Raw genomic sequence first — 15,151 nt, 5'->3', positions numbered from 1 at the left:
CGCTCACGGGCGGAAGTGCAGCGTCCATTCCCCGCGGTAGTGCAGGCTGGTGATGTTCACCGGCGGAACGTCTATGCGCCAGAACGATTTCGCGGGCGCGTCCAGGGTCACCAGCAGGGCCGCGCGGATGACGGCCGGGTGGGTGATGGCGATGGTGGGTTCGCCGTGGGCGGCGATGTCGGCCAGCCACTCCCCCGTGCGCTCGATGACGTCCACGACCGATTCGCCGCCGTGCCCGCGATAGCTCGGGTCGGTCAGCCACAGGTACAGGTCCTCCTTGGGGACCGACATGAGCTCGCCGCCGCGCCAGGCACCGGCGTCGAGGTCGCGTAATCGGTCGTCCTCGGCGCCGAGCAGACCCATGAGCGCGGCGGTTTCGACGGTGCGGCGTTCGGGGGCGGTGAGCACGCGCGCGTCGTGCATGCGGCCCCGGGCGGAGACCGCGCGGCGGCCGGCTTCGGTGAGGGGTTCGTCCACCGGGAAGCGTGCCTTACGCATCGCCTCGGTCATTCCGTGACTGACCAAGTCGAGTCGAAGCACCTTCTGCACGGTTGGAAGCGTACGCGCGGGGTCGGCGGGCGTAATCCGATTGCCCGCCCTTCGCTCGGCTCGACCGACCGGTTCGCCGCCGTCACCGCCGGGAACGGCCGCGCCCGCCCCGGGCTGTCGGTGCCGGGGTGCAGACTGGGGCGATGGATCGGTTCTCTCCCGCGACCCGGCAGTGGTTCGACGGCGCGTTCCCCGCGCCGACGTCCGCCCAGCTGGGGGCCTGGCAGGCCATCGCCGCGGGTGAGCACACGCTGGTCATCGCGCCGACCGGCTCGGGCAAGACGCTGTCGGCGTTCCTGTGGGCGATCGACAGGCTGGCCACCCGGCCGCCGGAGCCGCCCGCGCCGGCCAGGACCGGGCGCGGGGCCCGGGGCAAAAAGGCCGAGGAGTCTGCGGAGACCGCGAAACGCACGACCTCTGTGCTCTACATCTCGCCGCTGAAGGCCCTGGCCGTGGACGTGGAGCGCAATCTGCGCGCACCGCTGGTGGGGATCACCCAGACCGCGAAGCGGCTGGGGTTGCCCGCGCCGGAGATCAGCGTGGGCGTGCGATCCGGTGACACCTCCCCGGCCGCGCGCAGGCTCCTGCAGCGCACCCCGCCGGACATCCTCATCACCACGCCCGAATCGCTGTTCCTGATGCTCACCTCGGCGTCGCGGGAGGCGCTGCGCGGGGTGCACACGGTGATCGTGGACGAGGTGCACGCCATCGCGGGCTCCAAACGCGGTGCGCACCTGGCGCTTTCGCTGGCCCGGCTGGACGTGCTGACCGAGCGGCCCGCCCAGCGCATCGGGCTGTCGGCGACGGTGCGCCCGCCCGAGGAGGTGGGCCGCTTCCTGGTGGGAGCCGCGCCCATCACCATCGTGCATCCGCCCGCGCCCAAGACCTTCGATCTGTCGGTGCGCGTTCCGGTCGCGGATATGACCGAACCCGATGCGGGCGGCGCGGATTCGGACCAGCCGGGGTCGATCTGGCCGCACGTGGACGAGGCCATCGTGGACCTGGTGCTCGAGCATCGGTCGTCGATCGTGTTCGCGAATTCGCGGCGGCTGGCCGAGCGGCTGACCGCACGCCTGAACGAGGAGTACGCGGGCAGGCTCGGCGAGCCGGTGGACACCGAGCACGCGCCGCCCGCGCAACTGGGGCCCTCGACCGAGGTGATCCACGGCGCGGCGCCGTTGCTGGCGCGGGCGCATCACGGGTCGGTGAGCAAGGAACAGCGCGCGATCATCGAGGACGATCTCAAGAGCGGGCGGCTGCGCTGCGTGGTGGCGACCAGCAGCCTCGAACTCGGAATCGACATGGGCGCGGTCGAATTGGTGGTGCAGGTGGAGGCCCCGCCGTCGGTGGCGAGCGGGTTGCAGCGGGTGGGGCGCGCCGGGCACCAGGTGGGTGAGATTTCGCGCGGTGTGCTGTTCCCGAAGCATCGCACCGATGTGGTGCACTGCGCGGTGGCGGCGCAGCGCATGGTCACCGGGCAGATCGAACGGCTGCGCATTCCGGCGCATCCCCTGGACATCCTCGCCCAGCAGACGGTGGCCGCGTGCGCCCTGGAGCCGATCGACGCCGAGACCTGGTTCGAGACGGTGCGGAGCACGGGCAGCTATGCGGCGCTGCCGCGTTCGGCGTTCGATTCGGTGCTGGATCTGCTCGCCGGCCGCTATCCCTCGGACGAGTTCGCCGAGCTGCGCCCGCGCATCGTGTGGGATCGCGACGCGGGCACCCTCACCGGCCGGCCCGGTGCGCAGCGCCTGGCGGTCACCTCCGGCGGCGCGATCCCCGATCGCGGCCTGTTCCCGGTTTTCATGGTCGGCGAGAAGGCTTCGCGCGTAGGCGAACTCGACGAGGAGATGGTCTACGAGTCGCGGGTGGGCGACGTGTTCGCCCTGGGCGCGACGAGCTGGCGGATCGAGGAGATCACCTTCGACCGGGTCCTGGTGACCCCGGCGTTCGGCCTGCCCGGCCGACTACCGTTCTGGCACGGCGATTCCCTCGGCCGCCCGGCCGAGTTGGGCGCGGCGCTGGGGGAATTCGTGCGTACGGCGGGCAAGGCCGTGGAACAGCACGCCAATTCGCGCGCCGGGCTCGACGGGTCCGTGGATCGGCGGCGGGAGCCGTCGACGCCCGTCGCCCTCGCCACCGCGATGGCGGAACTCGAGCTGGGTGACAGAGCGACGGACGTGCCCGACGCCGCCGACGCCCAGGTCTCGAAGCCTCGCGGCACGCGCGGGAAGAAGGCCGCCGCGGGTAAGGATGTGGGTGGCGCGCCGGTCACCGAGCTGGAGCGGGTCACCGCCGCGGCCGGGCTGGACGCCAACGCGACCGGGAACCTGGTGGCGCTGCTGGCCGAGCAGCGGGAGGCCACGGGGCAGCTGCCGACCGACAAGACGCTGGTGGTCGAGCGGTTCCGGGACGAGCTGGGTGACTGGCGGGTCGTATTGCACTCGCCGTACGGGATGCCGGTGCACGCGCCGTGGGCGCTCGCCGTGGGCGCGCGGTTGCGCGAGCGGTTCGGGGTGGACGCCGCTCCCACCGCGTCGGACGACGGCATCGTGGTGCGGTTGCCGGACACGACCGACGATCCGCCGGGTGCGGAGTTGTTCGTCTTCGAACCGGACGAGATCGACGACCTGGTGACCGAGCAGGTGGGCGGTTCGGCGCTGTTCGCCTCGCGGTTCCGCGAATGCTCCGCGCGTGCGCTGCTGCTGCCGCGCCGGGATCCGGGGCGGCGGGCGCCGCTGTGGCAGCAGCGGCAGCGGTCGGCGCAGCTGCTGGACGTGGCGCGCAAGTTCCCGGATTTCCCGATGCTGCTCGAGACCGTGCGCGAGTGTCTGCAGGACGTGTACGACCTGCCCTCGCTGCGGGATCTGCTGGGCCGCCTGGCCCGCAGGCAGTTGCGGCTGGTCGAGGTCGAGACCGCGACGCCCTCGCCGTTCGCGAATTCGCTGCTGTTCGAATACGTCGGGCAGTTCCTGTACGAGGGCGACAGTCCGCTCGCCGAGCGGCGGGCGGCGGCGCTGTCACTGGATTCGAGCCTGTTGGCCGAGCTGCTGGGGCGGGTGGAGCTGCGCGAGCTGCTCGACCCCGAGGTGCTCGCGCAGACCGAACGGGAGTTGCAGCGGCTCACCCCCGAGCGGCAGGCGCGCGACATGGAGGGGCTCGCGGACCTGCTGCGGCTGCTGGGGCCGGTGACCGCCGCCGAGGCGGCCGATCGCAGTCTCGAGGATCCGCGGCCGTGGTTCGCCGAGCTGGTGAAAGCCCATCGGGCGCTGGAGGTCTCGTTCGCGGGCTCGGCGTGGTGGGTCGCCGTCGAGGACGCCGCGCGCCTGCGGGACGCGCTCGGCGTGCCGCTGCCCATCGGTGTTCCGGCCGCGTTCATCGAACCGGTCGCCGATCCGCTCGGTGACCTGATCGGGCGCTACGCCCGCACGCACGGCCCGTTCACCCTGGCGGTGGCCGCCCATCGGTTCGGGCTCGGCACGGCCGTGGTCGCGACCGCGCTGCATCGGCTGCACGCCGAGAAGCGGGTGGTGGAAGGCGAATTCACGCCCGGGTCCACCGGCACCGAATGGTGCGACAGCGAGGTGCTGCGCCGCCTGCGCCGCCGGTCGCTGGCCGCCGCGCGCAAGGAGGTGGAGCCGGTCGCCACCGCGGCGCTCGGCCGGTTCCTGCCCGCGTGGCAGCACATCGGCACGGGTGAGCTGCGCGGCGTGGACGGTGTCGCCGCCGTCGTGGAACAGCTTGCGGGTGTGCCGATTCCGGCATCGGCCTGGGAGTCGCTGATCCTGCCCGCACGCGTGCGCGACTACTCCCCGGCGATGCTCGACGAACTCATGGCGACGGGTGAGGTGCTGTGGTCCGGCCACGGCTCCATCACCGCCAAGGACGGCTGGATCGCCCTGCATCCCGCCGAACAGGCGCCGCTGACCCTGCCCCCGGCCGACGCCATCGACCTCACCGAAGCCCAGATCAGCCTGCTCGTGGCCCTGGGCGCCACGGTGATCGGCGACGGGCAGAGCCTCGGCGCCGCGGCCGCGGCCGGCGGCAGCTCGTCGGCCGGTGCGTCCTCGCCGGGGGATTCGAACGATGTCGCTGCGCCGCAGGCCGACTCGGCGGTCGATCCCGGAAGCCTTGCCTCCGAAAATGATTCGGCGCGCGGCCGGTCGACAACGCACGGCGAGTCCGGATATCAGGTGGTGTCACCCGCCGGCGGTGGAGCGTATTTCTTCCGGCAGCTGCTGGAGGCTTCCGGTATCGAGGGCGAGAGCGCGGTGGTCTCCGCGCTGTGGGAGCTGGTGTGGGCCGGCTACGTGGCCGGTGACACCTTCGCGCCGGTGCGGGCCATGCTGTCCGGGACGACGCGAACCACCACCTCGCATCGCACCCCGCGCCGCGCCCCGCGGGGCCGGATGTATCTGCCGCGCACCGGGGTACCGGCGCGCACCAGCCCACCGAACACGGCCGGGCGCTGGTCCCTGCTGCCGGACCGCGTGTCGGACAACACGATCCGCGCGCACGCCACGGCCGACATCCTGCTCGAACGCTACGGCGTGCTCACCCGGGGCGCTGTGCAGAGCGAGGGCGTGACCGGCGGGTTCGCGCTCATGTACCGGGTGCTCACCGAGTTCGAGGATCGCGGCCGGTGCCGCCGCGGCTACTTCGTGGATTCGCTGGGCGGCGCGCAGTTCTCGACGACCGACGTGGTGGATCGGCTGCGCTCGTTCGATTCCGACCGCACCCCCGGCGAGGGCGAGCCGGCGGGTCGGGGGCTGGCCCTGGCCGCCTGCGATCCCGCGAATCCCTTCGGCGCGGCGCTGCCCTGGCCCAAGTCGGCGGCCGAGGGCGCGGGCCATCGCCCGGGCCGTAAGGCCGGCGCGCTGGTGGTCTTGGTCGACGGTGAGCTGGCGCTCTACCTCGAACGCGGCGGCAAGACGCTGCTCACCTTCACCGAGGACCCCGCCGTCCGCACCGCCGCGGCGGCCGAGCTCGCCGCCCTGGTCACCGGTCGTCGCGTGGATTCGCTCGTCATCGACCGCGTGGACGGGGAGTCGGTGCACGGCAACACGTTCGCCGATTTCCTCACCGGGGCCGGTTTCGCCGCCACCCCCAAGGGCTTCCGTCTCCGGAGCCGGCCGTGATCGGACAACCGAGCCGGCGGCCGGGAATCCGGAAGGACCGCCGTGCCCGAGGGTGACACGGTCTTCCTGGCCGCCGCGCGGCTGCGTACGGCCCTGGAGGGAAAGACGCTGACGCGCAGTGACTTCCGGGTGCCGCGCTACGCGACGCTGGACCTGCGCGGCCAGCCGGTGGAGAGCGTCGGCAGCTACGGCAAGCACCTGTTCGTCCGCACGCCCACCCTGAGCGTTCACACCCATCTGAAGATGGAGGGCACCTGGCGGGTGTACGAGCCCGGACAGCGCTGGACCAAGCCCGGATTCACCGCCCGCCTGATCCTGGGCGCCGAAGACGCGGAGGCCGTGGGCTTTTCGCTGGGCCTGGTGGAGGTGCTGCGCCGCGCGGACGAGCACACCGCCGTCGACCACCTCGGCCCCGACCTCCTCGGCCCGGCCTGGGATCCCGCCGAGGCGGTCCGCCGCCTGTCCGAACGCCCCGACCGCCCCGTCGGCCTGGCCCTGCTGGACCAGACGAACCTGGCGGGCATAGGCAACATCTACCGCAGCGAGGTCTGCTACCTCCGCCGCGTCCACCCCGCGACCCCCGTGGGCGACATCGACGACCTCACCGCCCTGGTGGAGGAGGCGCACCGCATCCTGCTGCAGGCGGTGACCACCCCGCCCCGCCGGGTCCTGGTCTACGGCCGCCAGCGCCAGCCCTGCCGCCGCTGCGGCACAGGCATAGTCGTCCACCTGCTGGCCGACGACCCCACCCTGGCCCGCGCCGATCGCGGCATCTACTTCTGCCCCCGCTGCACTCCCCCACCCGCGACCTGATCTCCGCTGCCGCTCCCGGCGGTCGCGTCGGCGGCGGCGTCGCCATCCATCTCCCGGCTCCCGAATGCCCCCGATTCCGGGGGCAGGCGTTCCCAATTGGGAACACACTTATTTCACCTACAGTCCGGGGATGTTCACGAAAGCCTCTCTCGCAACCGTGTTGGCAGCCGCCGCACTCACCTGCGGTGCGCATGCCGCGGCCGCCGCGCCGGCGGAATCGCCACGGCCGGTCGCCGAGCAGGCCGGCAGCAGCGGCAGCGCGTCCACCGGCAGCCTCGGGATCCTGCTCCCCGGCAACTTCGAGGGCGGCCTGACCGGCAGCGCCGGGATCGACGTGCCGATCGGACTCGTCGCGCAGCTGCTCACCTGCCGCCTGCCGGAGGCGCTCGGGTTCCCGCAGCTCTCGCAATGCCTGATCAAGGATTAGTCGCCGCCGGAGCGTGAGCCGCGACGTCCCCTGACCAGGCCGGGGCGGGCGAGATGCGGTACGTGACACCGCGATCGAGCAGGGCGTCCAGGAACGGCGCCGGGTCGAGTAGCTCCGCGGCGGCGAGTGGGCCCGCAGCGGCGAAGCCGGGGGTGAGGGTGTGGGCGGCCACGCGGGCCGCGATCGGGCCGGTGATGTCGAAGATGCCGGGGCCGGACAGGAGTGCCGTGTGAGTTCCGGACCGGGTGCGCAGGTGGGCCACCAGGTCGAAGCGGGTCGGATCGGCGTGCACCCGAGTCGGGGTGCCGGTCAGGCCCGCCGCCAGTATTCGTTCGACCAGTCCGGCCGCGGGGGTGTGGCGGGCCAGCGCGGCCAGGGTGCCGACGTGGGGAACCAAGCGGCCCAAGGGCTTTCGGATCAGGGTCGAGGTCGTCATCGAGGTGCGGACGCGCGCGACGTCGACGTGGCGGGGGATGGTGAGGACCTCGGGCGCGGGATACATGGTCACCCGGCGGGAGCCGAGCTCCGGGCCGAAGGAGACCGTGCGGGTCGCGGGCAGGCGGGTCACGTCCACGAATCCGTTGTCGTACTGGATCATCGGCTGCCCGATGCCTTCGAGGCGGTTGACGAACGCCGCGCCGCTGGGCACCCAGCCGGTGACGCGGTAGGCGATGTCGAGATCGTCGATCGGTCCCGCGTCCCGGGCCGCCAGCGCGACGAGCAGATCGCACAGGGTCGCGTAGTAGGCGCTGGCGGGCAGGAGCGCGACGCCGTTCACGGCGGCCGTCGTTCCCAGGGTGTCGAAAAGCCAGCGGATGGTGTGCTGTTCGCCCGTGATGTCCACGTAGTGACTACCGGCCGCCACCGCCGCGCGGGCGACCGGCGCGCAGGTCCGGGAGAAGGGTCCGGCCGCGTTCACCACGGTGCGCACGCTCGCGGCCAGGTCGTGCAGACCGGCGGCATCGTCGAGGCCGGCCACCACCGGCCGCACCGCGCCACCGAACTCGCCCGCCAGCTCGGTGAGCGCGTCCCGGGACCGGCCCGCCACGGTCACCTCGTGGCCCATCTCGACCAGTTCCCGGGTGATGAGCCCGCCGGTGTAGCCGGTCGCGCCGTACACCGCGATGCCGGTCCGTGCGTCACTCATCGTCGATACTCCCGTCGTTCCACGCGGCGGCGAGCCGCGCGGTGAGCGTGATGGCGTCCTCGACCGTCTCCCAGACGACATTCTCGATCGTGTCCGAGCGCAGGTGCAGGTTGCTGATCCACCCGTCCGCGTAGGACAGCAGCGAGATCGCTCGCATGCCCGCGTGCCTGGCGATGCTGGTGTCGCACACGTTGGGAAAGGTGACCGCCCGCAACTCGATACCCGTGCGCGCCGCGGCGGCGCGCGCGGCGTTCACGTCGCGCGCCGCGAGCCAGCCGGTCATGCCCTCGCGCCGGGCCACGACCAAATGTCCTCCGCTGCCCAGCGAGTCGAGATTGACCACGAGCGTCCTACTCGGATCGAGTGCCGCGCGCGCCTCCCGCATCCAGGCGACCATGCCGAGGTTTCCTGCTTCCTCCCCGCCGGGAAACAGGAGCACGACGTCGGTGTCCGGGTATTCGGCCGCCCGCAGCCCGCGCGCGAGTTCGAGCACGGCCGCGACCCCGGTGGCGTTGTCGTTCGCGCCGGGCGTGGTGTACGTCCGCATGGATTGCGCCATCGCCAGTCCGGCCCCCGCCAGAACGACCCGCGATCCCCTGCGAATCCACTTGGGGGACAAGGCCGTTGCCGCCATGGCGACGAGCGCGATGGCGTGACTCGGAACGGCGCGTCCCGTCCGGCTCGAGCGGCGGCGGTTCGCGGCGACCGTGCGCGGATGCCACACCATGCCGTTGTGCGCCGCGTCGTGATGCGCCACCAGCACCAGCGTGCGGCGCGCCGGACCGGTCGCCGGTATGCGCGCCGATACCGAGACGCCCCGCCCGGCGGGCAGCACGCGACGCAGCCACTGACCGCGCCCGCTGACCTCCAGCTCGTACGACAGCGCGACGCCGGCGTTCGCGATCCTGGCGGCGCGGCCGGATCGCGCCCCCAGCGCGAGCGCGGCGATCGTGTGCGCGAGATGCACCGGCGCCCACGATGTTTGCGCACGGAACGTGGAGAGGCGGACGTCGCCGGCGCCGAGCTCGCGCAACTGCCCGGCGATCCACTCCGCCGAACGCCGCTCCCCCGACGACCCGGTGCGCCGGTCCAGCGCCGTCAGCGCACCGACGGCCTCGACCAACCGCTGCCGCGGGGCGGTGGGTTCCGGTGGTGTGTCCGGCGGATCGAGCGCCGCCGTTCGCTGCTGGTCCGAGATCATGGCCTCACCCGTCGAATCGTCGTAGTCCCCTGTGCCACCCCGCATCCGGAGAGGCCGGGGCGGCACGGAGGTAGCCTCACAGACATGGGCGGGTCAGCACTTTCAGAAACGTGCCATCGGCCGGAGCGGCCGGTGATCTGGATTCGGCCGGACCAGGTCGGTTATCTGGGGCCGGCGTTGCGCATCGACGCGCACTCCACCTCCGTCGCCTGTCTGGCCGTCGGCCTGGACGCGCCGTTCGTGTTCCGCGCGCGGGACACCGGCGCGGTCACCGTGCGCAGCGCCTTCGCTCCCGCCCGGGTGGTGCACGCGGTCGAGGCGACCGAGGGCAGGCTGCTGTGCCTGCTCATCGACGCCGCGTCGACCCGGACCGCACGCTGCCGGGCCCGCATGCGGCGCACGATCGGGCCGTTCGGGTTCGAGCACGACCGCGAGCACGACCTCATCGCGGCGGCCACGGATCGGACGCTCGACGTCGATCGGGTGCTGCACAGCGCGGCGGGCATGGCGGCGGGCGCGATCGACGCCCGGATCGCCGCCGCCATCGAGCTGATCCGCGCCGATCCCGCGAGCGAGGCGAGCGCCACCGACACCGCCGCCGCCCTGGACCTGTCGCGGGCCTACTTCCTGCGCCTGTTCGCCGAGCACACCGGCACCAGCTTCCGCCGGTATCGGCAGTGGGCGCGGATACTCCATGTGGCGGAGGGTATTTCGGCGGGCCACGATCTGACCCGGTGCGCCGCCGACGCGGGGTTCTCGTCCCCGTCGCACCTGAGCGAGATCTTCCATCGCATGTTCGGGCTCTCGGCGACCGCCCTCGCGGGCACCGGCGTCCACCTCGATATCGAGATGAGCCGCGGCACGGTCGAGTCGGTCGCCTGAGCGGGGGCGATCACGCACCAACGCGCAGACCGCGCCCCGTGCGCAACGAACGCGCCCTTGCGATGAACTCGCAAGGGCGCGTGGCAAACACAGGGCGAAGCGGCGCGGGCGCTACTTCTCCGCGGGCACCGGGACCGGCTCCAGAATCCTCGGGCGAGGTTCGGGGGCGGCGGCGCGCAGGGCGTCGGCCGAGGCGTCGTCCTCCCGGGCCTGGGACTCGATCTCGGCGGTGACGCGGGCGTTGTAGGTCGCCACCTCGCGGGCGATGTCGGACTCGTCCCAGCCCAGGATGGGCGCCGCCAGGCGGGCGACCTGCTCGGCGCACTCCGCGCCGCGATGGGCGTACTCGATCGAGATGCGGGTCCGGCGGGCCAGGATGTCGTCCAGGTGCAGGGCGGCCTCGGCGGCCGCCGCGTACAGCACCTCGACCTGGAGGTAGCCGGGGGCGGCGGTGATCGGTTGCAGCAGATCGGGTTTGCCCTCGGCCAGGGCGAGCACCTCGTCGATGAGCGAGCCGTACCTGTTGAGCAGGTGCTGGATTCGGTACGGGTGGATGCCGTACTTCTCGGCCAGATGCGGCACCTGGTTCATGAGCGCGTGATACCCGTCGGCCCCGAGCAGCGGCACCTTGTCGGTGATGGTCGAGGGCACGTTGCGCGGAATGTCCTGCAGCGCTTCGTCGAGCGCGTCGTACGCCATGACCCGGTAGGTGGTGTACTTGCCGCCGGCGATGGCGACCAGCCCGGGCGCGATGCGCGCGACGGCGTGTTCGCGGGAGAGCTTGGAGGTCTGATCGCTCTCGCCCGCCAGCAGCGGCCGCAGGCCCGCGTAGACGCCGGTGATGTCCTCGTGCGTGAGCGGGGTGACCAGCACCGAATTGACCTGCTCCAGCAGGTAGTCGATGTCGTGCTTGGTCGCCGCGGGATGCGCCAGGTCCAGGTTCCAGTCGGTGTCGGTGGTGCCGATGATCCAGTGGTCGCTGTGCCACGGGATGACGAACAGCACCGAGGTCGGGGTGCGCAGGATCAGCGCGGTGTCGCTGGCGATGCGGTCGCGCGGAACCACGATGTGCACTCCCTTGGACGCGCGCACATGGAATCGGCCGCGCAGATGCGACAGCGCCTGGATCTCGTCGGTCCACACGCCGGTCGCGTTGATGACCACGCTGGCCTTGACCTCGGCGGTCCGGCCGTCCTCGCTGTCGTGCACCTTGACCCCGGTGATCCGGTCGGCCTCGCGCAGGAAGCCGACGACCTGGGTCGAGGTGCGGATGACCGCGCCGTAGTGCGCGGCGGTGCGCGAGAGCGTCATGGTGTGCCGGGCGTCGTCGACCACGGTGTCGTAGTAGGTGAGCCCGCCGGTGAGCGCGGTGTGCTTGAGACCCGGCGCCAGCCGCAGCGCCCCGGACTTGGTCAGATGATGCTGTCCGGGAACCGATTTCGCGCCGCCCATGGTGTCGTACAGGGTGAGCCCGGCCGCCACGTACGGCCGCTCCCAGCCGTAGTGGCTCAGCGGGTACAGGAATCGCAGCGGCTTGACCAGGTGCGGGGCCAGGGTGGAGAGGGAGAGCTCACGCTCGTGCAGGGCCTCGCGCACGAGACCGAACTCCATCATCTCCAGGTAGCGCAGGCCGCCGTGGAACATCTTCGACGAGCGGCTCGAGGTGCCCGAGGCCAGATCGCGCGCCTCCACCAGGGCCACCTCCAGACCGCGGGTGGCGGCGTCGAGCGCGATACCCGCGCCGACCACCCCGCCGCCGATCACCACGACGTCGAAGGTGTCCTTGCTCAGCCGAGCCCAGGCAGCTTCGCGCTGCTCGGGGCCGAGAAACTGTGATCGCGGGTGCTTCGCCATGCTCGACTCCTCCGGGCCGCGCCGTGTCCGACGACGTGGAATTGGTATCGATGACGCTCTCGGTCTCGGATCAGCTACTCGATAGCAACCGTAGTCCACGGCCGACACCGACCGTGCGACCCGCACCCCTGGTGTCCGCCGCCGCGCGCACCCCCACGATCGACCGGCCGACCCGCCCGGCGGGCAGGCGCGCGTCATCGCCACATCGGCGTGGCGGCGTCTAGTAGCCTGCTCGAATGCGTCGCTATGTGGCCGCCATCGATTCCGGCACGACCTCCAGCCGGTGCATCGTCTTCGATCACCACGGACTCATCGTGGGAGTCGCGCAACGCGAGCACGAGCAGATCTTCCCGCAGCCGGGCTGGGTCGAGCACGATGCCGAAAGTATCTGGCGCAACACCGAATCCGTCATCGCCGAGGCCCTGGACAAGTGCGGCATCACCGCGGCCGACGTGGCGGCGGTCGGTGTCACCAACCAGCGCGAGACCACCGTGGTGTGGGAGCGCGCCACCGGCAAGCCCATTCACAACGCCATCGTCTGGCAGGACACGCGCACGGCGGAACTGACCGTGGAGCTGGGCGGATCCGACGGGCCGACCCGCTACGCCGATCGCACCGGGCTGCCGCTGTCGACCTACTTCGCCGGGCCCAAGCTGCGCTGGATCCTGGACCGGGTGCCGGGGGCGCGCGAGCGCGCCGAGGCCGGCGAACTGTGTTTCGGCACGATCGACAGCTGGATGCTGTGGAACCTCACCGGCGATCACATCACCGACGTCACCAACGCCTCGCGCACGATGCTCATGGATCTGCGCACGCTGCAATGGGATTCGGCGATCTGCGCGGATTTCGGGATTCCGGAGGCGGTGCTGCCGCGGATCCGCAGCTCCTCGGAGGTGTACGGCGCGATCACCGGCACCGCGCTGGCGGGCGTGCCGGTCGCGGGCATCCTGGGCGATCAGCAGGCCGCCACCTTCGGGCAGGCGTGCCTGTCCCCCGGCGACACCAAGAACACCTACGGCACCGGCAATTTCATGCTCATGAACACCGGGGAGACGCCGGTGTTCAGCGAGCACGGCCTGCTCACGACCGTGTGCTACCGGCTCGGCGACCAACCCGCGGTGTACGCCCTCGAGGGGTCGATCGCGGTGACCGGATCGCTGGTGCAGTGGCTGCGCGACAACCTGGGCATGATCGCCTCGGCGGAGGAGATCGAACCGCTGGCGCACACCGTCGCCGACAACGGCGGACTGTACATCGTCCCCGCCTTCTCGGGCCTGTTCGCGCCGCGCTGGCGGCCGGACGCGCGCGGGGTGTTCGCGGGCCTGACCCGATTCGTCAATCGCGGGCACATCGCGCGAGCGGTGCTGGAGGCCACGGCTTTCCAGACCCGCGAGGTCATCGACGCCATGCGCGCCGACGCCGCCGCGCAACAGCTGGACGTGGCGAAGGTGACGCTCAAGGTCGACGGCGGCATGGTGTCGAACGAGCTGCTCATGCAGTTCCAGTCCGACATCCTGGACGCGCCCGTGGTGCGGCCCGTGGTCACCGAGACCACGGCCCTGGGCGCGGCGTACGCCGCCGGGCTGGCGGTCGGCTACTGGGCCTCCCCCGACGACATCCGCGCCAACTGGGCCGAGGACAAGCGCTGGACCCCCGGCATGGACGCGCAGACCCGCGAACACCTGCTGCACGAGTGGAACAAGGCCGTGGAGCGCACGTACGACTGGGCCTGAGCCCGCGAGTCCACCGCCCGCCAGATATCGCGCACACCGGACACCGTGGTGATGCCGGCCGCGCAGGCCGCGTCCGGCGTCAGACCTGGGCGGGCGTCGCGGCGCGGGCCAGGCGGCCGACCGCCTCGGTCAGCACGTCGGCGTCGGAGGTGGTGAAGCACAGGCGCATGGAGTGGCCGTAGTCGGTGTCGACGGCGAACGCCGCGCCCGGCACGTAGGCCACGCCCGCGTCCAGGGCGCGCGGCAGCAGCGCCTGCGTGTCGGTGCCGTCGGTGAAATCGACCCAGACGAACATGCCGCCCGAGGCGTCGGTGGCCACGACCCGGTCGCCGAAGGTCGCGCGGACCGCGCCGACCAGGGACCGGGCGCGGGCGCCGTACACCTCGCGGACCGAATTCACATGGGTGGCAAGCCAGTCGGTGTCGGCGAGCAGGTCGGCGGCGATCTGCTGGGTCAGCGCCGAACCACACAGGTCCGCGCCCTGCTTGAGCAGTTCCACCGCGCGGCACACCGCGGCGGGGGCCACCATCCAGCCCACGCGCAGGCTCGGCGCCAGGATCTTCGAGGCGCTGGACAGGCGAATCACGTTGGGCGAGTACGTGGCGACCGGCGCGGGCGCGGGTTCGTCGAACCACAGTTCGCCGTACGGATCGTCCTCGATCACCCAGAAGCCGTGCGCGGACGCGAGTTCGGCGAGTTCGGCCCGCCTGGCCGGGCTCATGGTGACGCCACCGGGATTGTGGAAGTTGCTCACCGTGTGCACCACCGCGGGGCGCTCGCCCCGCGCCAGCAGGTCGCGCAGCGCGTCCACGCGCATGCCCTCGGCGTCGAGCGGGACGGCCGCGATGCGCGCTCCCGCGGCCCGGAAGACCTGCAGCGCACCGACATACGCGGGGTCCTCCACCACGACCAGCGCGCCCGGGTCCAGCAGCACCTCGGACAGCAGCGAGAGCGCCTGCTGCGATCCGTGCGTGACGAAGACCTCGCCGACGGGCACCGCCCGCCCCAGTCGCCCGGATTCGCGCGCGGCGAGCACCTCCCGCAGCGGCCCCCACCCCGGCGACTCGGTGTACTGCAGTCGCCCGCTGTCCGCCAGCGCCGCCTCGGCCGCTACCGCGATCCGCTCCCGCGGCATGAGCGCGGCGTCCGGCAGCCCCCCGGCCAAACTGATGATCTCGGCGCGCGCGGTGAGCTTGAGCAGGTCACGAATGGCCGAGCTCTGCAGCCCGTCGAGCCGCCGGGACAGCGGTGGGGTGATCGCGGACATGGGACACCTCCGAGGAAAGCCGGGGTTTACGTTCTCCCACTGTGTCACACCGCTACCAGCATATGAAATTCGATTCCCACATAGTGATACACGAGACAAAGACGAAGGGCGCCCGGCACGATGCCGGACGCCCCTGCGCG

10 protein-coding genes are annotated in these 15,151 nt (G+C 72.0%); 5 read left to right on the top strand and 5 right to left on the bottom strand.

Translation table 11 applies throughout. The features are described 5' to 3' along the window. Positions 1-3: 3 nt before the first annotated feature. Positions 4-549, bottom strand: a complete 546-nt coding sequence (locus tag ACWIGI_RS12515) for a histidine phosphatase family protein (RefSeq protein ID WP_454202476.1) — start codon at positions 547-549, stop codon at positions 4-6. 143 nt (positions 550-692) lie between these two features. On the opposite strand from ACWIGI_RS12515, the gene ACWIGI_RS12510 reads away from it, so the two are divergent. The 3 genes from ACWIGI_RS12510 to ACWIGI_RS12500 all read left to right on the top strand — a co-directional run bounded on the left by ACWIGI_RS12510 (position 693) and on the right by ACWIGI_RS12500 (position 6,927). Beyond that, positions 693-5,687 carry an ATP-dependent helicase gene (locus tag ACWIGI_RS12510; RefSeq protein WP_454202475.1) on the top strand — a complete coding sequence of 1,665 codons (4,995 nt, stop codon included), beginning with the start codon at positions 693-695 and terminating at the stop codon, positions 5,685-5,687. A 42-nt stretch (positions 5,688-5,729) separates the two neighbouring features. Then, on the top strand, positions 5,730-6,500 hold the full coding sequence (locus ACWIGI_RS12505; RefSeq protein ID WP_454202474.1) for a DNA-formamidopyrimidine glycosylase family protein: 771 nt from the start codon (positions 5,730-5,732) through the stop codon (positions 6,498-6,500). A gap of 130 nt (positions 6,501-6,630) precedes the next feature. Next, positions 6,631-6,927, top strand: a complete 297-nt coding sequence (locus ACWIGI_RS12500) for a hypothetical protein (RefSeq protein WP_454202473.1) — start codon at positions 6,631-6,633, stop codon at positions 6,925-6,927. Here ACWIGI_RS12500 and ACWIGI_RS12495 read toward each other — a convergent pair. Beyond that, on the bottom strand, positions 6,917-8,074 hold the full coding sequence (locus tag ACWIGI_RS12495; protein WP_454202472.1) for a saccharopine dehydrogenase NADP-binding domain-containing protein: 1,158 nt from the start codon (positions 8,072-8,074) through the stop codon (positions 6,917-6,919). The genes ACWIGI_RS12500 and ACWIGI_RS12495 overlap by 11 nt on opposite strands. Continuing rightward, positions 8,067-9,320 (bottom strand): M28 family peptidase, encoded by a 1,254-nt coding sequence (locus ACWIGI_RS12490; protein WP_454202471.1) that lies wholly within the window; start codon positions 9,318-9,320, stop codon positions 8,067-8,069. Before ACWIGI_RS12490 ends, ACWIGI_RS12495 begins: the two co-directional genes overlap by 8 nt. Positions 9,321-9,407: 87 nt before the next feature. Here ACWIGI_RS12490 and ACWIGI_RS12485 point away from each other — a divergent pair, with 87 nt between their 5' ends. Further along, the gene (locus ACWIGI_RS12485) at positions 9,408-10,157 is read left to right on the top strand and encodes a helix-turn-helix domain-containing protein (RefSeq protein ID WP_454202470.1); all 750 of its coding nucleotides are present in this window, start codon (positions 9,408-9,410) and stop codon (positions 10,155-10,157) included. A 111-nt stretch (positions 10,158-10,268) separates the two neighbouring features. On the opposite strand, the gene glpD is transcribed toward ACWIGI_RS12485, so the two are convergent. Next, a complete protein-coding gene (gene glpD / locus ACWIGI_RS12480) occupies positions 10,269-12,011 on the bottom strand; it encodes a glycerol-3-phosphate dehydrogenase (protein ID WP_454202469.1) in 1,743 nt (580 codons plus the stop codon). Positions 12,012-12,247: 236 nt separating this feature from the next. Between glpD and glpK the strand changes: the two genes are divergently transcribed. Beyond that, complete coding sequence (glpK, locus tag ACWIGI_RS12475) at positions 12,248-13,744, top strand: glycerol kinase GlpK (protein ID WP_454202468.1); 1,497 nt, start codon at positions 12,248-12,250, stop codon at positions 13,742-13,744. Positions 13,745-13,823: 79 nt separating this feature from the next. On the opposite strand, the gene ACWIGI_RS12470 is transcribed toward glpK, so the two are convergent. After that, positions 13,824-15,011, bottom strand: coding sequence for an aminotransferase-like domain-containing protein (locus tag ACWIGI_RS12470; protein WP_454202467.1), 1,188 nt, complete (start codon positions 15,009-15,011; stop codon positions 13,824-13,826). Between the last annotated feature and the right edge of the window lie 140 nt (positions 15,012-15,151).

Source organism: Nocardia sp. NPDC055321 (genome assembly GCF_053645575.1).
This window is presented reverse-complemented; position numbering and strand designations above follow the sequence as displayed.